At 68.6% G+C, this 19,308-nt stretch carries 16 protein-coding genes; 12 read left to right on the top strand and 4 right to left on the bottom strand.

Annotated features, from left to right (window positions below; translation table 11 throughout):
- Positions 1-27: 27 nt before the first annotated feature.
- Entirely contained in the window at positions 28-1,398 is a 1,371-nt protein-coding gene (locus tag J2126_RS24300) for a glutamate--cysteine ligase (protein ID WP_209489444.1), read from the top strand.
- Between the two features lie 210 nt (positions 1,399-1,608).
- Positions 1,609-2,535 carry a DMT family transporter gene (locus tag J2126_RS24295; protein WP_209489442.1) on the top strand — a complete coding sequence of 309 codons (927 nt, stop codon included), beginning with the start codon at positions 1,609-1,611 and terminating at the stop codon, positions 2,533-2,535.
- A gap of 5 nt (positions 2,536-2,540) precedes the next feature.
- Here the strand turns inward: J2126_RS24295 and J2126_RS24290 are convergent, their stop codons facing one another.
- From J2126_RS24290 to J2126_RS24275, 4 genes are all read right to left on the bottom strand, one after another.
- Entirely contained in the window at positions 2,541-3,740 is a 1,200-nt protein-coding gene (locus J2126_RS24290) for an amidohydrolase family protein (RefSeq protein ID WP_209489439.1), read from the bottom strand.
- A 104-nt stretch (positions 3,741-3,844) separates the two neighbouring features.
- Positions 3,845-4,618, bottom strand: coding sequence for a ferredoxin--NADP reductase (locus J2126_RS24285; RefSeq protein ID WP_209489438.1), 774 nt, complete (start codon positions 4,616-4,618; stop codon positions 3,845-3,847).
- A gap of 329 nt (positions 4,619-4,947) precedes the next feature.
- On the bottom strand, positions 4,948-8,496 hold the full coding sequence (locus J2126_RS24280; RefSeq protein ID WP_209489436.1) for a molybdopterin cofactor-binding domain-containing protein: 3,549 nt from the start codon (positions 8,494-8,496) through the stop codon (positions 4,948-4,950).
- Positions 8,493-8,978: a (2Fe-2S)-binding protein gene (locus J2126_RS24275; RefSeq protein ID WP_209489434.1), complete on the bottom strand. Its 486-nt coding sequence runs from the start codon at positions 8,976-8,978 to the stop codon at positions 8,493-8,495. Before J2126_RS24275 ends, J2126_RS24280 begins: the two co-directional genes overlap by 4 nt.
- A 330-nt stretch (positions 8,979-9,308) precedes the next feature.
- Here J2126_RS24275 and J2126_RS24270 point away from each other — a divergent pair, with 330 nt between their 5' ends.
- The 10 genes from J2126_RS24270 to ahpC all read left to right on the top strand — a co-directional run bounded on the left by J2126_RS24270 (position 9,309) and on the right by ahpC (position 19,270).
- Complete coding sequence (locus J2126_RS24270; protein ID WP_209489432.1) at positions 9,309-10,790, top strand: 6-hydroxynicotinate reductase; 1,482 nt, start codon at positions 9,309-9,311, stop codon at positions 10,788-10,790.
- 58 nt (positions 10,791-10,848) lie between these two features.
- Positions 10,849-11,784 carry a UPF0280 family protein gene (locus J2126_RS24265; RefSeq protein ID WP_209489430.1) on the top strand — a complete coding sequence of 312 codons (936 nt, stop codon included), beginning with the start codon at positions 10,849-10,851 and terminating at the stop codon, positions 11,782-11,784.
- On the top strand, positions 11,777-12,361 hold the full coding sequence (locus J2126_RS24260; RefSeq protein WP_209489428.1) for an amino acid synthesis family protein: 585 nt from the start codon (positions 11,777-11,779) through the stop codon (positions 12,359-12,361). The genes J2126_RS24265 and J2126_RS24260 overlap by 8 nt, the downstream gene beginning before the upstream one ends.
- The gene (locus J2126_RS24255) at positions 12,358-12,942 is read left to right on the top strand and encodes an amino acid synthesis family protein (protein WP_209489426.1); all 585 of its coding nucleotides are present in this window, start codon (positions 12,358-12,360) and stop codon (positions 12,940-12,942) included. The genes J2126_RS24260 and J2126_RS24255 overlap by 4 nt, the downstream gene beginning before the upstream one ends.
- A gap of 53 nt (positions 12,943-12,995) precedes the next feature.
- Positions 12,996-14,192 (top strand): ABC transporter substrate-binding protein, encoded by a 1,197-nt coding sequence (locus J2126_RS24250; RefSeq protein WP_209489423.1) that lies wholly within the window; start codon positions 12,996-12,998, stop codon positions 14,190-14,192.
- 265 nt (positions 14,193-14,457) lie between these two features.
- Positions 14,458-16,341 carry an ABC transporter permease gene (locus J2126_RS24245; RefSeq protein WP_209489421.1) on the top strand — a complete coding sequence of 628 codons (1,884 nt, stop codon included), beginning with the start codon at positions 14,458-14,460 and terminating at the stop codon, positions 16,339-16,341.
- Positions 16,341-17,123, top strand: a complete 783-nt coding sequence (locus J2126_RS24240; protein ID WP_209489419.1) for an ABC transporter ATP-binding protein — start codon at positions 16,341-16,343, stop codon at positions 17,121-17,123. The genes J2126_RS24245 and J2126_RS24240 overlap by 1 nt, the downstream gene beginning before the upstream one ends.
- Positions 17,120-17,824 carry an ABC transporter ATP-binding protein gene (locus J2126_RS24235; RefSeq protein WP_209489417.1) on the top strand — a complete coding sequence of 235 codons (705 nt, stop codon included), beginning with the start codon at positions 17,120-17,122 and terminating at the stop codon, positions 17,822-17,824. Before J2126_RS24240 ends, J2126_RS24235 begins: the two co-directional genes overlap by 4 nt.
- A gap of 129 nt (positions 17,825-17,953) precedes the next feature.
- Positions 17,954-18,403, top strand: coding sequence for a MarR family winged helix-turn-helix transcriptional regulator (locus tag J2126_RS24230; protein ID WP_209489416.1), 450 nt, complete (start codon positions 17,954-17,956; stop codon positions 18,401-18,403).
- Between the two features lie 303 nt (positions 18,404-18,706).
- Positions 18,707-19,270, top strand: coding sequence for an alkyl hydroperoxide reductase subunit C (gene ahpC / locus J2126_RS24225; RefSeq protein ID WP_209489414.1), 564 nt, complete (start codon positions 18,707-18,709; stop codon positions 19,268-19,270).
- The last annotated feature ends 38 nt before the right edge of the window (positions 19,271-19,308 follow it).

Raw genomic sequence — 19,308 nt, 5'->3', positions numbered from 1 at the left:
GCGCCCCTCCGCTTGAAGAGCTTCCTGATGGCCCGCGACACGCTCGACGCGACCCCGATTTCCGACCGCGGCGAACTCGTCGCCTGGATGGAAGGGGGATCGAAGCCGGAGCGGGCCTTCCGTATCGGCACCGAGCACGAGAAGATCCCCTTCACCATGGGCCGCCACGAGCCGGTGCCCTACGAGGGGCCGAAGGGCATCCGCAAGCTGCTGGAGGGCATGCGCTCCCTGCTCGGCTGGGAGCCGATCATGGAGGGCGAGACCATCATCGGCCTCGCGGACGTGACCGGCGGCGGGGCCATCTCGCTGGAGCCGGGCGGGCAGTTCGAGCTCTCCGGCGCTCCGCTGCGGACCATCCACGAGACCTGCTCGGAACTGAACGCTCACCTCGCCCAGGTGCGGGAAGTGGCGACGCCGCTCGGCATCGGCTTCCTCGCCATCGGCATGAGCCCCAAATGGTCGCGCTCCGAGACGCCGGTGATGCCGAAGGGCCGCTACAAGATCATGTCCAACTACATGCCGAAGGTGGGCACGCTCGGCCTCGACATGATGTTCCGCACCTGCACCGTGCAGGTGAACCTCGACTTCTCCTCCGAAGCCGACATGGTGAAGAAGATGCGCGTCGGCCTGGCGCTGCAGCCGGTGGCCACCGCCCTCTTCGCCAACTCGCCCTTCACCGAGGGCAAGCCCAACGGCTTCCTCTCCTTCCGCTCCGAGATCTGGCGCGACACGGACAATGCCCGCTCCGGCATGCTGCCCTTCGCCTTCGAGGAGGGGTTCGGCTTCGAGCGCTATGTGGACTACGCCCTCGACGTGCCCATGTATTTTGTGAAGCGCGGTGACCATTACGTGGATGTGGCCGGCACGTCGTTCCGCGATCTCCTCGCCGGCCGCCATCCGCTGCTGCCCGGCGAGACGGCGACGCTCTCCGACTGGATCAACCACCTCTCCACCATCTTCCCCGAGGTGCGGCTGAAGCGCTTCCTGGAGATGCGCGGAGCCGATGCAGGCCCGTCGATCAATCTCTGCGCGCTGCCGGCCTTCTGGGTAGGCCTGCTCTATGACCAGCAGAGTCTCGACGCCGCCTGGGATCTGGTGAAGCACTGGACCGCCGAGGAGCGCCAGACGCTGCGGGACGACGTGCCCCGCCTTGCCCTCAAGGCCGAAATTCGCGGCCGCGCGCTCCGCGATGTGGCGAAGGACGTGCTCAAGCTCTCGCAGGCCGGCCTCAAGCGGCGCGGCTTCCACGACCGGGTGGGGCGCGACGAGACGCGATTCCTGGAGCCGCTGGAGCAGACGCTGTTCTCCGGCCGCGTACCGGCCGAAGAGCTGCTGGAGCTGTACAACGGACCGTGGAACGGCTCAGTCGAGCCGGCTTTCGACGCGCTCGCCTACTGATCCGGGATCGGGGCCTCTCAAACACGCCGGCTAGGGGACGCGGGGCTGCCATGCACTGACATCATGGCTTGCCTTCGTGCCACGCCGGGCGGCCCGGACGCTGATCTTCCCGCCCTTGCTGCGGCTCCGCTCAGGCTGTGCCCGCTTCCGCCGCGCGTTGCCGGAAACAGGGTGACCGCATAGGGTGCAGCACCCTCCGGATTCCACTCCATGCATGCCCCTCCGCCCCGCACCGACGGACCGCTCGGCCCGCGCGAGCTTCTGCTTTACGCGGTCTGCGTGCTCATCTTCGGCACGGGCTGGCTGCCGCTGAAGCTGCAACTCGGCGTGGTCGCGCCGGAGGTCTCGGGCGTCTGGCGCTTCGCCGTCGCCGGCTCGGTGATGCTGGGCTTCGTTCTCGTCACGGGCGGGCGGCTTGCCTTCGGCTGGCGCGACCATGTGCTGTTCGCCGGGCTCGGCGCGACGCTGTTCTCGCTCAATTTCGTCAGCTTCTACTATGCCGGCTATCACCTGCCGTCGGGGCTGATGTCCGTCATCTTCGCGCTGTCGGCCATCATCATCCCCGTGCTCTCCGCGCTGTTCCTGCGCGTGCCGTTGCGCCGCCAGATCATCGGCGGTGCGCTCGCTGGCGTGGTGGGGTTGGCGCTGGTGTTCGGCCCGAGCCTTTCGGAAGGCAAGGGCATCGACGGGGCCGGGGAGGGGCTGGCGCTGGGGCTGGCCGGCACCCTGTCCTTCTCGGTCGGCAGCCTGCTCACCGGCATCGCCGGGCGGCGGCAATATCCCATCGCCTCGCTGACCACCTGGGGCTTCTTTTACGGGATGATCATCCTGCTGGTGATCGCCCTCGTGCACGGCGTGCCGTTCAGGTTCGATTGGAGCCCCGTCTATGTGGGCTCCCTCGCCTGCCTCATCATCGTCCAGACGCTGGCGGGTTTTGCCGCCTACAACATGCTTGTCCGGCGCATCGGCGCCAACCGGGCCGGCTACGGCACGGTGGTGTTCCCGCTGGTGGCGCTGGCCATCTCAACCGTGTTTGAGGGCTACCACTGGACGCTGGTCTCCGCCGGCGGCATCGCGCTCGTGCTCGCCGGCGTGCTTCTGGTGCTGCGGCCGAACCCGGTGCCGCCCGTGGTGTGAGGGCCTCAGCCCTTCACGACAATCGGCATGCGCGTGGCGGGCGGCGTATTGCGCGAGCGCTGGGTGCGCACGATGCCGTCGATGATGGTCATGCACACGCCCGGCAGGTCGCCGAGGCGCACGCTGTCCAGCAGCGTGGTGGCGGGCGAATGCTGGGCCTTGTCCATCAGCACGAAGTCCGCCGCGCGCCCCACCTCGATCAGGCCGGAATCGAGCGCCCGCATGCGCGCCGTGTTGCCGGTGGCAAGGCAGAAGGCCTCCTCCGCCGGCAACTCGCCGAGGGAGGAGAGCATGGAGACCATGCGCAGGATGCCCAGCGGCTGGACGCCCGAGCCGGCCGGCCCGTCCGTGCCGAGGATGACGCGCTGGAGTTCGCCCAGTTCACGGGCGAGGCGCAGCGTGTAGAGGGCAGAGCGCTCGTTGCCGTTATGGACGATCTCGAGGCCGCGCTTGCAGCCCTCGCAGATGCAGCGGATCTGGTTGTCCGGCAGCGCGGTGTGGCCGCCATTGATATGGCCGACCACGTCCGTGTCCGCCTCCAGCACCACGTCCTTGTCGATGAGGCCGGAGCCGGGGATGGAGGGGCCTCCCGTGTGGATCGTGGACTGGATGCCGTACTTGCGCGCCCATCCCACCATCTTGCGGGCGGTGGGGCCGTCCTTCACGCCGCCGAGGCCGACCTCGCCGAGCAGCTTCACGCCGGCGGCGGCCAGTTCCTTGAAATCATCCTCCACCATCTCGTTCTCGATGACGGGGGCACCTGCATGGACCTTCACGCCGGAAGGGCGGAAGGCCGAGAAGGCGCGCTGGGCGGTGATGGCGAGGGCCTTCACGCCCACCACGTCCCGGGCGCGGCCGGGATAATGCACCTCGCCGGCCGAGATCATGGTGGTGACGCCGCCGTGGAGGGAGGAATCGATCCAGTTGATCTGGCTCTGGCGCGGCGTCCAGTCGCCCGCCACGGGGTGGACGTGGCTGTCGATGAGGCCGGGGGTCAGCGTGGTGCCGTTGGCGTCGATAAGCGTGGTCGCGCCTTCGGTGTCCACGTCCTTCTCGCGGCCGATGGCGGTGATGCGCCCGTCCAGCGCCACCACCGTGTCGGCGTCCAGAATGGGCTTTGTGAGGTCGCCGCTGAGGAGAAGGCCGATGTTGCGGATCACCAGCTTGGTGGGGCCGGCGGGACCGGTTGGCGCGTCGTGGGCCATGCTCTCGTCTCCGGAGGGGGCGCGGCGACGCGCGCCTTTCTGTTTGTAGGCATATGAAGTTTACGCCCGCGCCGGGCTGCTGAAAACCGGGCGCGGGGCGGATTTCAGCGCTCGGCGAATGCCTTTTCAATGACGAAATGGCCCGGCTCGCTGCCCGAGCCCTCGGCGAAGCCGCGCGATTCCAGAAGGGTCTTCAAATCCACCATCATGGCCGGCGAGCCGCAGATCATCACGCGGTCGGTGGCGGCATCCAGCGGCGGCAGGCCCACGTCCGCGCAGAGCTTGCCGCTGTCCAGCAGGGTGGAGATGCGGCCCGTGTTGCGGAAGGGCTCGCGCGTCACGGTCGGGTAATAGAGCAGCTTGGCCGCGATCTCCTCGCCGAGGAATTCGTGGGCGGGCAACTCGTTGGTGATGAGATCCTCATAGGCGAGGTCCGCCACGTGCCGGCAGCCGTGGACGAGCACCACCTTCTCGAACCGCTCGTAGGTCTCCGGATCGCGGATCACCGAGAGGAAGGGCGCGAGGCCCGTGCCCGTGCCGAGAAGGTAGAGGGTCTTGCCGGGCAGGAGATTGTCCATCACCAGCGTGCCGGTCGCCTTGCGGCCCACCGTGATCGCATCGCCCACCTTGATGTGCTGGAGGCGCGAGGTGAGGGGGCCGTTGGGCACCTTGATGGAGAAGAATTCCAGCGTCTCCGCCCAGGCCGGGCTCACCACCGAATAGGCGCGCAGCAGCGGCCGGCCATCCACCTTCAGGCCGATCATGGTGAATTCGCCGGTCCGGAAGCGGAAGCCGGGGTCGCGGGTGGTGGTGAAGCTGAACAGGCGGTCGGTCCAGTGATGGACGCTGAGCACCTGCTCCTCGAAGAAATTGCTCATCTTCAGGCTCGGAAGGTTCGGGCGGCTGCGAGGCCACCGTCGCGGCCGCAGGAGATTGTTAGTGTACAAATGAAAATAGAGTCGGCCCGCGAAGACTGTCAACGGCTTGGCGGGGAATGGATGCGGCTCTTTTGGGCAGCGGAGCGGGATATTTTGGGCAGGTGAGGGCCGCCCATTCATTCAACTCCCGTCATCCCCCGGCTTGTCCGGGGGATCCACGGTGTGGCGGGGCTGGCTGCCGGGCATCATGCGGCCGGCGAATGGCCGAGTGGATGCCCCGGACAAGCCGGGGCATGACGGTACGCAAGAAGATTGGCCCGCGCTCAACCTCAGTGCGTCGGTGCCGCCCGCAATCTCGCCACCGTGCCCTCCAGCCCCTCCCACACCGGGGCATCGGGCGCGAACTTGGCGCGCATGTAGCGCACGAGGTCGGCCACCTGCGCGTTATCGAGGCTGTCGCGGAAGGCGGGCATGTCGCCCAACTCCGGGGCGGCGGGCTTGGGGATGCCTTCGAGTATGACGCGAATGAGATTGTCCGGCCGCACGGCATGGACATTGGTGTTCAGCGCCAGCGCCGGCCGCGCGCCGAACAGCGTCGGTCCTTCCGGCGCATGGCACGCGGCGCAGGCGCCGGCGAACAGGCGCCCGCCCACACTGTCCATGGGGCGGAGCGAGGCCTCGGCCCTGGCCTCCAGCGTCGCGGCGGTGGCCGCCGCATCGGCCACGGCCGGCCCCGAGAGCGAGGCGAGATAGACCGCCATGGCCCGGACATCCGCGTCGGGCACCTCCTTCAGCGCATGCACCACCGGCGCCATGGGGCCGGCGGCGGTGCCGTGGAAGCGGGAGAATCCGGTGCGCAGATAGGTGAAAAGTTCGTCCTCCGTCCAGGGAATGGGCGCCTTCGACAGCTCCGTGAGGGCCGGCGCCTCCCAGCCATCGGCAAAGCCGCCGGCAAGGTAGGCCGCGCCTGTCTTCTCCGCGCCCAGCGCATTGCGCGGTGTGTGGCAGGCGCCGCAATGGCCGAGGCCCTCCACGAGGTAGCGCCCCCGGTTCCACTGGGGGGACTGTACAGGCTCCGCCTGAAGCTGGCCGGGACGATGGAACAGCAGGTTCCAGCCGGCCATCAGCGGGCGGATATTGAAGGGGAAGGTCATCCGGTTGTCGGGCGCCGCCGCCGTCACCGCCGGCTGCGACATGAGGAAGGCATAGAGCGCCTGCATGTCGGCATCGCTGATGCGGCTGAAGGCGGTGTAGGGGAAGGCCGGGTAGAGGTGCCGCCCGTCGCGTCCGATGCCCTCGCGCATGGCGCGCTCGAAGGCGGCATAGGACCAGCCGCCGATGCCCGTCGCCACGTCCGGCGTGAGATTGGTGGAATAGACCGTGCCGAAGGGCGTGTGCAGCGGCCGCCCGCCGGCATTGGCGATGCCGCCGTCGGCCGTGTGGCAGACCGCGCAATCCCCCAGCGCCGCCAGCACCTTGCCGCGTGCGATCATGTCCGCGGAGAAGGTTGCGGGATCGGGCGGGGCGATGGGCGCGATGGCGCCACGGATGGGCAGCGCCAGCGTCGCCATGCCCAAGGCACCTGCAAGCGCCGCACCCGCCATCGCGAGCCACGGTCTGCGGGTCTTCTCCTTCACCGGCCGGGGCGGGGCCTCGCCGGCCAGCGCCGCGCGCACGCGGTCCGGCGTGAAGGGCGGTTCGCGCAGGCGCACGCCGGTGGCGTCGAAGATGGCATTGGCGATGGCCGCCGCGCTGGGCACCGAGGCGGATTCGCCCGAGCCCAGGGGCGGGTCATCCGGCCGGGGCATCAGCACCACGTTGATGACCGGCACTTCCGGGAAGGTGAGGATGGGGTAGGCGCCCCATTCCCGGCTGGTGACGGCCTTTTCGTCGAACGTCACCTGCTCCTTCAGCGCGCGGGAGGTGGACTGGATGACGTTGCCGTGGATCTGGTGCTCGATGCCGGCCGGGTTGATCATCAGCCCGGAATCCTGGCCGACAGTGACGCGCTTCACCGCCACGTCGCCGGTCGCTCTGTTCACCTCCACATCCGCCACCCAGGCGGACCAGGCGGCGCCGTAGCCGGGGAATTTGGAGTGGACATAAAGGGCATAGGCGAAGCCCTGCCCGCGCACGATGTCGCCCTCCACCACCTCCTGCCGTGGCCCGGTGCGCTTGACCCAGCCGGCGCGCTCGGCGGTGGCCTTCACGAGGTCCACCGCGCGCGCGTCGTGCAGGTGGCGCAGGCGATAATCCACCGGATCGACGCCGGCCGCGGCGGCCAGTTCGTCCACATAGCTCTCGTGGGCGAAGCTGTTGGGCAAGGCCGAGACGCCGCGCAGCCAGGAGGCGCGCACGATGGGGGCCACATCGTCCACCGCCACGCGCATCACGTCATAGGCATAGGGCGGGATGGCCGTGCGGTCGCCCATCTCATAGATGGGATTGTCCGCCGGCACGCGGCCGGTGAGCAGCAGCGCGAGGGTGACGGCGGCGTTGGAGGGGTAGCGGGTGAGGAAATCGTAGAAGGCCGGCGTGCCGTCCGCGTTGATGCCGCCCTTCACCTCCATGAGCTGGCCGGCGCCCTTGGGCTCCCAGGCATGCTCCTGCTCGCGGGTGAGCTGCACGCGCACCGGCCGGCCGACGGCACGGGAGAGGAGCGCGGCGTCGGCCGCCACGTCGTCGGCGCAGTTGCGGCCGTAGCAGCCCGCCGCCTCGAAGCGGATGACCTCGATGTCCTCCTCGGGCAGCCCGAGCAGGACGGAGATGTCGGTGCGTAGCCAATAGGGGTTCTGCGTGCCCGCCCAGATGGTGGCGCTGTCCTCGCGCACGTCGGCGACGGCGCAGGAGGGGCCGATGGAGGCGTGCATCTGGTAGGGCCAGACATAGGTCGCCTCAAGCACCTGCGCGGCGTCGGCGCGGGCGGCGTCCAGATTGCCCTGCTCGTGGAGGAGCCGCGTCTTGGCCTTCTCCGCCCCGCGCAGGGCCTGCTCGGTGTTGGAGAGGTCGGGGAGGGCAGGGGTGTCGCGCCACTCGGTCTTCAGCACGCGGGCGGCCTCGGCGGCCTGCTCCTCGCGCTCGGCGACGATGCCGATGAAGTCGCCCATGGTGACCACCGCCACCACGCCGGGAATATGCGCGACGGAGTGCTCGTCCACCCGGATCAGGCTCTTGCCGACGAACGGGCCGGCATCGATGCCGGCATAGGGTGGGCGCACCACGCGACCGTGCAGCATGCCCGGCACGCGCACGTCGTGGACATAGGTGAAGGTGCCCGTCGCCTTGGCCGGAATATCCACGCGCGGCACGCGGCGGCCGACGATGCGGTGCTCGCGCGCCGGCTTCACCGCCGTTTCCTGATGGAGCATCAGCCGGTCGGCGCGGCCCTTGAGCAGATCGGCGTAGGAGAGGCCGGTGTTGCGGCCATCCTTCGGACGGACGATGCCTTCCTCCACCTCAAGCTCGTCTGCGGGAATAGCGAGCACCTCGGCCGCGAGCCCGACCAGATGGGCGCGGGCCTGCGCCGCCGCATGGCGCAGCGGGCGGGCGGAGACCTGGATGGAATCGGAGGCGATGGTGCCGCCCTGGTTGGGCGCGACTCCCGTATGCCCGAGCACCATGGTGACGCGATCGAGCGTCACATCCAGCTCCTCGGCGACGATCTGGGCCAGCGCCGTGCGGATGCCGGTACCGAGGTCCACATGGCCGTTGAAGGCGGTGACGGTGCCGGTGTCGTCCACCAGCAGGAAAAGGTCGAGGGCGCCCTCCTTCGGCGCTGCGCTCGGCACGAGGCCGTGCACCACCTGCGCCGGCCGCAGGATGGCGAGATTGCCACTGGCGGCGAGGAGCGCCGCGGGATCGGGCCGCGGCTCGCTCACGGCTGGGCCTCCGCTTCACCTGAGCCGGCCGCCGCGCGCAGCACCGCGCGCAGGATCTCCACATGCGTCCCGCAGCGGCACAAATTGTAGCGCAGCGCGGCGCGGGCTTCGGCCTCGGTGGGGGCGGGGTTGCGGGCGAGGAAGGCGACGGTGGTCATGATCATGCCGTTGAGACAATAGCCGCACTGGGCCGCCTGCTCGGCGATGAAGGCGGCCTGCACCGGGTGCAGCGTGCCCTGCGTCGCGAGCCCCTCGAGCGTCGTCACCGCGCGACCCTCGGCCGTGCCGAGGGTGGTGACGCAGGAGCGCGTGGCGCGGCCGTCCATCAGCACCGTGCAGGCCCCGCACTCCCCGAGACCGCAGCCGAACTTGGGACCGTTCAGCCCGAGATCGTTGCGCAGCACGTAGATCAGCGGCGTCTCGCGGGGCAGCGCGAAGGCGTGGGTTTCGCCGTTGACCTGGAGTAGGATGGAGGCGGACATCTTCGGGGGCCGCTCAGCCTTTGCCGCAAGAGAACGGAAACAAGAACGGGAACGACACCGGGACCGGCGCCGACGCGCAACGGGCTAGATTGTTTCTACACTAATAAATCATCGTCAAGCGCGAGGCCCGCCTAAAACAGAGGCTGCCGACCGGTACCGACGGGCGATGCGGTGCACCAAAAATGCTGCTTTGCGAAGGATGTGTCAGCAATGCTGCCTATTGGTGCGGCCTGCCCGTTCCTTGTGCTTGACACTTTGGTCCGTCCCGATTTTCATTAGTGTACATATGAAATCGGTTGGCCCCGTCGCGGGGCCGGAGCTAAAGGTTCCATGGCCCAAGAGCCCACCATCACTGCCCGCGCCGAGGATGACAAGATCCGCTGCGATGCGTGCCCGGTCATGTGCTACATCCGGCCCGGCCTCACCGGCGCCTGCGACCGCTACGCCAACCGCGACGGCGAGCTGATCCGCGTCGATCCCCACATCGTGCTCGACCGCACGCTGGCGCAGGGCGGCAAGGTGGTGCCCTTCGACCGGGGCGGCGACTGGGACGGGCGCCTCGTGGCGGGCGGCGAATCCTTCGTCACCGCCGTGGGTTCCGGCACCACCTATCCGGACTACAAGCCCGCGCCCTTCATCGTCTCCGCCGAGGTGAACGGCGTGGACATGGTGACCGTCGTCACCGAGGGCATCTTCAGCTATGCCGGCGCGAAGGTGAAGATCGACACCGACCGCTTCATCGGCCCCGAACAGGCTGCGGTGCGGGTGGATGGCGAGGCGGTGGGCCATGTCACCACCTCCGAATACGGCTCGCAGATGCTCTCGCTCGGCGGCGTGCATCACCTTACCGGCGGCTCCAAGAAGGAAGGCCGCGTCACCTGCGATGCCCTGCTGGAGCTGTGCAACGGCAAGGCCGTGGAATTAGCCATCGATGGTGGCGCGAAGCTTGTCGTGCAGGCCGGCAAGCCGCCCATCGTGAACGGCGCGGAAGAGGCGCGCATGCGGGTGGGCTGCGGCTCCGCCACCATCGGCATGTTCGCCAAGCAGTGGCATGGCAAGGTGGACGAAGTGGTGGTCGTGGACGACCACATCACCGGCGTCCTCTCCGAGCATCAGGCCGGCAAGCTCCTCGGCATCCGCGACACCGGCATCCGCATGAAGGGCCGCCGCTCCACGCCCGGCCGCTATTTCCAGGTGGCCGAGCCCGGCCTCGGCTGGGGCGGCACCAACATTTCCGATCCGCTCTCCATTCTCGGCGCGTTCGACGCGAAGCTGGCGTGGCCGGGCCTGCGCCTGCTGCTCGTCTCCACCACCGGCGAGCATTACGGCTATTACGTTCTCGACGAGAACCTGGTGCCGGTGGAAACCGAAGTCCCCGCTGATCTCTATCCCTCCGTCGAGCGCATCCGCGAGAATTGCGAGCCGGCCCTCTCCTCCGTGCTGTTCATGGCCGGGGCGGGCGGTTCGCTGCGGGCGGGGGTGACGGAAAATCCCGTGCGGCTGACCCGCTCGGTGAAGGATTCCATCACTCGCGTCACCTGCGGCGGCGCGCCGGTCTATGTCTGGCCGGGCGGCGGCATCACCTTCATGGTGGACGTGACGCGCGTGCCGGAGCACGGCTTCGGCTATGTGCCCACCCCCGCGCTGGTGGCCCCCATCGAATTCACGCTGCCGCTCGCCGCCTATGAGGCGCTCGGTGGCCACATGGACCATGTGCGCCCCGCCGCCTCGGTGATCGAGCGCGAGGCGGTGCGCGAGATGGCGCCCTTCTCCGATATTCCGTGGCCGCTTTCCACCCGGTCGCAGGGCTGAGACCATGCTGCGCCCGGCCGACATCCCCCCTCTAGCACCCCGGGCAGCGGTTCCCGCCATGCCGGTGCAGCGGCGCCTGCCGCAGGCGGGGCTGCTGGCGGACGGGCGCCGGCTGCATCTCAATGACGGTCCCATCGATCTCGTGATCGAGGCCGATGGCCCGGCGGATGTGGTGGCCTGCGCCTATGGCGCGGCGACGCATCGCCTCGCCGGCCTTCTGGATATCCTGTGCGGCGAGCTGTCCCTGCTCCGCCGCCCCGCCCATCCCGGGCCTTGCCCCCTTCAGGGTCCGGTGGCGCGGCGCATGTGGGCGGCGGTGTCGCCCCATGCGCGCGCCGGTTTCATCACCCCCATGGCGGCGGTTGCCGGCGCCGTGGCGGAAGAGGTGCTCTCCGCCATGGTGCGGCCGGGCCTCACCCGCGCCTTCGTCAACAATGGCGGGGATATCGCGCTCTATCTCGCCCCCGGCGCCGAATTGGTGGCGGGCATCGTGGACAGGCCGGACCGCCCCCGCGTGGTGGGCTCCGCCCGCATCACGGCCAATGGCCCGGTGCGCGGCATCGCCACCTCCGGCTGGCGCGGACGCAGTTTCTCGCTCGGCATCGCCGATGCCGTGACCGTGCTCGCGCCGACTGCCGCGGCGGCTGATGCGGCGGCGAGCGTCATCGCCAATGCGGTGAACCTGCCCGCCCATCCCGGCATCGTCCGGGTGCCGGCGCGCGAGGTGCTCCCCGACAGCGATCTCGGCCTGCTGAAGGTGACGCGCCACGTTCCGGATCTGACCCCCGCCGAGCGGGACGAGGCGCTGGCCGAAGGGCTCGCGGTGGCCGGCGCGCTGGTGGCGCGCGGCCTCATCACCGCCGCCGCGCTGCATCTGCAGGGCGCCAGCGTCTCAACCTGTCCTCTGGGGGATGTCGGCCTGTCATCCCCTCCGATTACCCTTGCTCCGATAACCCTCGCCGCAGAACAAGAAAGAGGCGCCGCCCATGCCTGAGGTCAAGATCCGCAAGCAGGTCCGCATCCTGGAGGAGATCTTCCACGAGGGCGGCCCCGCCGTCGCCACCCCGCGCAAGCGCGGCGCCATCGTGGCGGTGATCGAGAACCCGTTCGCCGGCCGCTATGTGGAAGACATCGCCGGCTTCATGGAGGACCTGAAGCCGCTGGGCGCCGCCATGGCCAAGGAACTCCTTGCCGCGCTGGGCGGTGACGCCAAGGCCATCGACGGCTACGGCAAGGGCGCCATCGTCGGCGCCGCCGGCGAGATCGAGCACGGCGCGCTTTGGCACGTGCCGGGCGGCTACGCCATGCGCGAGGCGCTGGGCGACGCCAAGGCCATCGTGCCCTCCACCAAGAAGGTCGGCGGGCCGGGCACCCGGCTCGACGTGCCGGTGACCCATGTGAACGCCTCCTACGTGCGCTCCCATTTCGATGCCATGGAGATTGGGGTGAGCGACGCGCCCAAGGCCGACGAGATCGCCCTCATCCTGGTGATGAGCTGCGGCCCCCGCGTCCATGCCCGCGTCGGCGGCCTCGCGGCGGAGGCCATCAAGGGCGAGGACGGCCTGCGATGAGCGCGAACATCCGCAAGATCGTCACCATCGTCGAGGAGACGCGGACCGAGATGGGCCGCCCCGTCTCCCCGCCCACCCGGCGCGCGGCGGCCATCGCGGTGATCGAGAACCCGTTCGCCGGCCGCTATGTGGAAGACCTCGCCGACCTCATCGCCATGGGCGACGAACTGGGCGGGCTTCTCGCGCAGAAGGCGGTGGAGGCCCTCGGCATCGAGGGGCCTTCCGCCGAGAGCTACGGCAAGGCGGCGCTGGTGGGCGAGAATGGCGAGCTGGAGCACGCCGCTGCCCTCCTGCACCCCAAGATGGGCGCGCCGGTGCGCGCCGTGCTCGGCAAGGGCGCGGCGCTGATCCCCTCGTCCAAGCGGCGCGGCTCGCTCGGGGCGGAGCTGGACATCCCGCTCGGCCACAAGGATGCGGCCTTCGTGCGCAGTCATTTCGACGGCATGATCGTCAGCGTGTCGGATGCCCCGCGCGCCAACGAGATCGTGGTCGCCGTCGCGGTCACCGATTCCGGCCGTCCGCTGCCGCGCGTCGGCGGGCTGAAGGCAAGTGAGATCAAGGGCGAGGACGGGCTGAGATAGGCCACGCCCTCGCGCGTAAACCGTTCATGTGAGATCATAAAAGGGGAATGGACATGAAGAAGCTGGTCGCGGCATCCCTCGCCGCTCTCCTCCTCGCCGCAGGCGGGGCGCGGGCGCAGCAGGGCGAGATCAAGGTGGGCGAGGTCAATTCCTATTCGGCGCTGCCCGCCTTCCTCGATCCCTATCGCAAGGGGATGGATCTGGCGCTGAAGGAAGTGAACGACGCCGGCGGCATCAAGGGCAAGAAGCTCGTCATCATCACCAAGGATGACGGCGGCAAGCCGGCCGACGCGCTCACCGCCGCAAACGAGCTGGTCTCGCGCGACGGCGTGGTGATGATCGCGGGCGGCTTCCTCTCCAACGTCGGCCTCGCGCTCGCCGACTTCGCCAAGCAGAAGCAGGTGATGTACCTCGCCGCCGAGCCGCTCACCGATGCGCTCGTCTGGTCGAAGGGCAACGACTACACCTTCCGCCTGCGCACCTCCAACTACATGCAGGCCGCCATGCTGGCGGAGGAGGCGGCGAAACTTCCGGCCAAGCGCTGGGCGACGATTGCGCCGAACTATGAGTTCGGCCAGTCCTTCGTCGCGGTGTTCAAGGAGCTTCTGAAGAAGCGCAAGCCGGACGTGGAGTTCGTGGCCGAGCAGTGGCCGCCGCTGGGCAAGATCGACGCCGGCCCGGTGCTCCAGGCCATCGACGCCGCCAATCCCGACGCCATCCTCAACGCCACCTTCGCCGGCGACCTCGTGAAGCTGGTCCGCGAGGGCAACACCCGCGGCATCTTCAAGAACCGCGCGGTGGTGAGCTATCTCACCGGCGAGCCGGAATATCTCGACCCGCTGAAGACCGAGACCCCCGAGGGCTGGATCGTCACCGGCTATCCCTGGTACGGCATCAAGACCGCCGAGCACCAGGCGTTCCTCGACGCCTACCAGCAGCTCCACAAGGACTATCCGCGCCTCGGCTCCATCGTCGGCTACTCGACCGTGAAGTCCATCGCGGCGGTGCTGAAGGCGACCGACGACCACTCCACCGCCGGCCTCCTCAAGGCGATGAAGAACCTCAAGGTCTCCACGCCGTTCGGCGATGTCGTCTACCGGGCGGCCGACCACCAGTCGACCATGGGCGCCTATATCGGCACGACCTCGCAGAAGGACGGGCAGGGCATCATGGTGAACTTCCAGTTCCGCCCCGGCGCCGACTACCTGCCGCCGGAAGCCGAAGCCGCGAAGCTGCGCCCGGCGAACTGAGGCGGACTTTTCCGCTTGTCACGGTGCGAACCCTCTCCCCTTGCGGGAGAGGGCAGGGTGAGGGGGGATGGGTCTCGGATTTCCGGCGCCGTTCTTCCGTCCGGCACCAGCCCCCTCACCCTCTACCCCTCTCCCGCGAGGGGAGAGGGGAGGCGATGAAGTGCAGGCGGTTCCAGTCGGCCGCCCCCGCATCCGGCCCCGGTCCTAGACGGCAGGTGGCCCAAAAAGACCAAAACTTCCAGCAGGTGAACGAGAGGCTGAAGCCGTGGAATTTCTTCTGGTCCAGGCCCTGAGCGGGCTCGCCAGCGCCGCGTCGCTGTTTCTGGTGGCGTCGGGGCTGTCGATCATCTTCGGCGTCACGCGCATCGTGAACTTCGCCCATGGCGCCTTCTACATGCTGGGCGCCTATGTGGCCTACACGCTGACGACGCGCTTCGCCGGCCCCCTCGGCTTCTGGGGCGCCATCGTCGCGGCGGCGATCATCGTCGCGATCCTTGGCGCGCTGATGGAGATGGTGCTGCTGCGGCGCATCTATCAGGCGCCCGAACTCTTCCAGCTGCTCGCCACCTTCGGCGTGACGCTGATGGTGCAGGACCTCGTGGTGGTGATCTGGGGGCCGGAAGATCTCCTTGGCCCGCGCGCCCCCGGCTTCACCGGCGCCATCAGCCTGTTCGGCCGCATGGTGCCGACCTATGACCTGTTCATGATGACCCTCGGCCCGGTGGTGCTCGGCATTCTCTGGCTCCTGTTCCACAAGACCCGCTGGGGCGTGCTGGTGCGTGCGGCGACGCAGGACCGCGAGATGGTCGCGGCGCTGGGCGTGAACCAGAAATGGCTGTTCACCGGCGTGTTCGCGCTGGGCGTCTTCCTCGCCGCGTTCGGCGGCGCGCTGCAGATCCCGCGCACCACCGTCACCCATGCGATGGACCTCTCCATCATCGTGGAAGTGTTCGTGGTGGTGGTGATCGGCGGGCTCGGCTCGGTGTTCGGCGCCTTCGTGGCGGCCATCATCGTCGCGGAGCTGAACGCCTTCGGCATTCTCATCCTGCCGCAGATCTCGCTCATCACCGTGTTCCTGGTGATGGCGGTGGTGCTGGTGGTGCGGCCCTGGGGACTGTTCGGCAAGCCGGAGAGCGCGCCCCGCGCCGCCGCCGGCCTCACCATCCGGCCCTGGCGGCCGTTCACGCAGGTCGAGCGCGTCGCGGTGACGGTGGCGGTGCTGGCCGCGGCGACGCTGCCGTTCCTCCTCGGCAATTATGCGCTGACGGTGGGCGCGGAAATCCTCATCTACGTGCTGTTCGCCGCCAGCCTGCATTTCATGATGACGGTGGGCGGCCTCGCCTCCTTCGGCCACGCCGCCTATTTCGGCCTCGGCGCCTATGGCGCGGCCTTCCTCGTCAAATACATGGGCGCGCCCATGGAGGCGGCGCTCATCGTCGGCCCGCTGCTGGGCCTCGCCGGAGCGGTGGTGTTCGGCTGGTTCTGCGTGCGGCTCTCAGGCGTCTATTTCGCCATGCTGACGCTGGCCTTCGCGCAGATCGCCTGGTCCATCGCCTTCCAGTGGGTGGACGTGACGGGCGGCGACAACGGCCTGCTCGGCATCTGGCCGGCGACCTGGGCCTCGCGCCCGGCCGGCTTCTTCTGGCTGGCGCTGGGCATCGCGGTGGTGGGCGTCGGCCTGCTCAGGATGCTGGTGTTCTCGCCGTTCGGCTACGGGCTCCGGGCAGTGCGCGACAGCGTGCTGCGCTCCGAGGCCATCGGCCTGAACCGGCAACGGATGCAATGGGCGGCCTTCATCGTCGCCGGCACCTTCGCGGGGCTTGCGGGCGCGATGTTCGCCTTCCTCAAGGGCTCGGTGTTTCCGGACTACATGGCCATCCCCACCTCGGTGGACGGGCTCGTGATGGTGCTGCTCGGCGGTGTCGAGACGGTCTCCGGCGCGGTGGTCGGCGCGGTGCTCTACAAGGCGCTGGCCATCTGGCTGATGAGCCAGACCGACCTCTCCAAGCTGGTGCTGGGCGGCGTCATCGTCGTCATCGTGCTCGCCTTCCCGAAAGGCGTGGTGGGCTTCATCGAGGACCTGCGCCATCGCTGGCCCCGCAAGGGCAACGGCGCAACCGTTGGCGCCACCAAAGCGGAGGCCGCGTGATGAGCCCGCTGCTCGAAGTCAAAGACCTGATGAAGTCCTATGGCGGCGTCCATGCCGTGCGGGGCGTGTCCTTCACGGTGGAGGCGGGGCAGATGCTCGCCCTCATCGGCCCCAACGGCGCCGGCAAGAGCACCTGCTTCAACATGCTGAACGGGCAGATCCCGCCCGATGCCGGCACGGTGCGCATCGAGGGCAAGGACATCAAGGGCCTGCCGCCGCGCGCCGTGTGGCGGCTCGGCGTCGGCCGCACCTTCCAGATCACCGCCACCTTCGCCTCCATGACAGTGCGCGAGAATGTGCAGGTGGCGCTGCTCTCCTTCCACGGGCTCATTTCCCGCGTGTTCGGCTTTGCCGGCGCGGCCTGCCGGGCGGAGGCGGATGCGCTGCTCGCCCTCGTCGGCCTCACCACCCAGGCGGAGCGCCCGTGCGGGGAACTGGCCTATGGCGACCTCAAGCGGCTGGAACTGGCGGTGGCGCTGGCCAACCAGCCGCGCCTCCTGCTGATGGACGAGCCCACCGCCGGCATGGCCCCGCGCGAGCGGGTGGAACTGATGCGTCTCACCGCGGAGATCGCCCGCGCCAAGGGTATCGGCGTGCTCTTCACCGAGCACGACATGGACGTGGTGTTCGAGCACGCCGACGAAGTGATGGTGCTGAACCGCGGCCAGCTCATCGCCCGTGGCACCCCGGCCGAGGTGCGGCGCGACCCGCAGGTGCGCGCCATCTATCTCGGCGAAGGGCTGCTCTACGACGCACGGCACCGCGAGGGGACTGCGGCATGAAACTACAGGTTTCGAACCTCAACAGCCACTACGGCCCCGCCCACATCCTCTACGACGTGGGCCTCGAGATCGGCGCCGGCGAGGTGGTGGCGCTGCTCGGCCGCAACGGGGCGGGCAAGAGCACGACCTTCCGCTCCATCGTCGGCCTCGTGCCCCAGCGCGCCGGCACGGTGATGTTCGACGGCGCCGATGTCTCGCGCCTGCCGACCTATGAGATCGTGCGGCGGGGCCTCGGCTATGTGCCGGAGGACCGGCGCATCTTCAGCCATCTGACGGTGGAGGAGAATTTCGAGGTGGGCCGGCAGGCGCCGCGCCCGGGCGTCGCCACCTGGACGCCGGACATGCTCTACAAGCTCTTTCCCAACCTCGGCGAGATGAAGAAGCGCCCCGGCGGGCAGATGAGCGGCGGCGAGCAGCAGATGCTCACCATCGGCCGCACCCTGATGGGGAACCCCTCCCTCGTGCTGCTGGACGAGCCCTCGGAAGGACTCGCGCCCAAGATCGTGGAGCAGATGGCGGACGCCATCCTGGCCATGAAGCGGGAAGGGCTCTCGGTGGTCATCTCCGAGCAGAATCTGCACTTCGCCAAGCTGATCTCGGATCGCGCCTACATCATCGAGAAGGGGCGCATCCGCTTTTCCGGCACCATCGCGGATCTGGAAGCCAATCCGGAAATCCGCGACGCCTATCTGGCGGTCTGAGCCATGGCGTCGGAGCCCAAGGCCCTGCGGGCGTCCCGCGCGCCCCGGAAGACGGCCACGCCCGAGGCGGCAGCCGCGCCTCCCAAATCTGCGCCTCCCAAATCCGCGCCTCCCCAGGCGACGCCGCCGATGCAGGTGCGCCGCCCGGTGCGGCGTTCACGGGCGAATACGCCCTATGTGCTGGACGATCAGGTCGGCTTCATCCTTCGGCAGGTCGGCCAGCGCCATGCCGCCATCTTCGCGGCCCGCATCGGCGACGATTTGACCATGACCCAGTGGGCTGCGCTGGCGAAGCTCACCGAGACCGGCCCGTGCTCGCAGAACCTGCTGGGGCGCCTGACGGCCATGGATGCCGCGACCATCAAGGGCGTCGTGGACCGCCTCGTGCGGCGCGGCTTCGTGGTGACGCGGCCCGATACGGAGGATGGCCGCCTGCTCGTGGTGGTGCTCACCCCGGCCGGTGAGGAGGCCGTCGCACGCGCCAGCGTGAACGCCTTCGCCATCACCGAGGAGACGCTGGCGCCGCTCGATGCCGCCGAGCGCGCCATGCTGCTGAAGCTGCTGGACCGGATTCGGTAGCGTCCCGATCCCGCCTCGGGAGCGATCCGCCCGTTTCCACAACGGCCGGAGGTGCTCCGATGTGCCTTGCCGATGGTAAAATGCGCGCTTCTGTCGCAGTGCGTCAACGCCAGCGCGGCCATGGGCCGGATGGCCGTCAACCTCTTGTTTCCCGCGCAAAATCGGGGTTTGCCTCGGCATATCGATAGACTGGCTCTATCGATATCGGAAATCTTATCTATTTCACTTATGCCCTGCCGATACCTATGTTGCATTGCGATGGCTTCGGCCCGTCGCAGCGCAACACCGCATCGAGGAATTGCCATGTCGCTCGTCAATACTAAGATCAAGCCTTTCACGACGCAGGCTTTCAAGGATGGCAAGTTCATCCAGGTTTCGGACACCGACCTTGCCGGCAAGTGGGCCGTTTTCTTCTTCTACCCTGCCGACTTCACCTTCGTCTGCCCGACCGAGCTGGGCGATCTGGCCGATCACTACGGTGAGTTCCAGAAGCTCGGCGTCGAGATCTACTCGGTCTCCACCGACACCCACTTCACCCACAAGGCGTGGCACGATTCCTCCGAGACCATCGGCAAGGTGAAGTACACCATGCTCGGCGACCCGGCGGGCGTGATCACCAACAACTTCGGCGTGATGCGCGAAGGCCAGGGCCTCGCCGACCGCGGCACCTTCGTGGTGGACCCGAACGGCATCATCCAGGCCGTGGAAGTCACCGCCGAGGGCATCGGCCGTGACGCCGCCGACCTGTTGCGGAAGATCAAGGCCGCCCAGTACGTCGCCGCCCATCCTGGCGAGGTCTGCCCTGCCAAGTGGCAGGAAGGCGAGAAGACGCTGGCGCCCTCCCTCGATCTCGTCGGCAAGATCTGAGGTTTTACCCCCGATCCGGCCTTGAGGCTGTCGTCTCA

The sequence above is a fragment of the Xanthobacter flavus genome (assembly GCF_017875275.1).
GTDB classification, from domain to species: Bacteria; Pseudomonadota; Alphaproteobacteria; order Rhizobiales; family Xanthobacteraceae; genus Xanthobacter; species Xanthobacter flavus_A.
Note: the sequence above shows the minus strand (reverse complement) of the source record. Positions and strands in the feature narration are given on the sequence as shown.

Coding starts and splice junctions, on each gene's coding strand:
- J2126_RS24300 (WP_209489444.1), top strand. CDS start 28: ATGGCCCGCGACACGCTCGACGCGACCCCGATTTCCGACCGCGGCGAA.
- J2126_RS24295 (WP_209489442.1), top strand. CDS start 1,609: ATGCATGCCCCTCCGCCCCGCACCGACGGACCGCTCGGCCCGCGCGAG.
- J2126_RS24290 (WP_209489439.1), bottom strand. CDS start 3,740: ATGGCCCACGACGCGCCAACCGGTCCCGCCGGCCCCACCAAGCTGGTG.
- J2126_RS24285 (WP_209489438.1), bottom strand. CDS start 4,618: ATGAGCAATTTCTTCGAGGAGCAGGTGCTCAGCGTCCATCACTGGACC.
- J2126_RS24275 (WP_209489434.1), bottom strand. CDS start 8,978: ATGTCCGCCTCCATCCTACTCCAGGTCAACGGCGAAACCCACGCCTTC.
- J2126_RS24270 (WP_209489432.1), top strand. CDS start 9,309: ATGGCCCAAGAGCCCACCATCACTGCCCGCGCCGAGGATGACAAGATC.
- J2126_RS24265 (WP_209489430.1), top strand. CDS start 10,849: ATGCCGGTGCAGCGGCGCCTGCCGCAGGCGGGGCTGCTGGCGGACGGG.
- J2126_RS24260 (WP_209489428.1), top strand. CDS start 11,777: ATGCCTGAGGTCAAGATCCGCAAGCAGGTCCGCATCCTGGAGGAGATC.
- J2126_RS24255 (WP_209489426.1), top strand. CDS start 12,358: ATGAGCGCGAACATCCGCAAGATCGTCACCATCGTCGAGGAGACGCGG.
- J2126_RS24250 (WP_209489423.1), top strand. CDS start 12,996: ATGAAGAAGCTGGTCGCGGCATCCCTCGCCGCTCTCCTCCTCGCCGCA.
- J2126_RS24240 (WP_209489419.1), top strand. CDS start 16,341: ATGAGCCCGCTGCTCGAAGTCAAAGACCTGATGAAGTCCTATGGCGGC.
- J2126_RS24235 (WP_209489417.1), top strand. CDS start 17,120: ATGAAACTACAGGTTTCGAACCTCAACAGCCACTACGGCCCCGCCCAC.
- J2126_RS24230 (WP_209489416.1), top strand. CDS start 17,954: ATGCAGGTGCGCCGCCCGGTGCGGCGTTCACGGGCGAATACGCCCTAT.
- ahpC (WP_209489414.1), top strand. CDS start 18,707: ATGTCGCTCGTCAATACTAAGATCAAGCCTTTCACGACGCAGGCTTTC.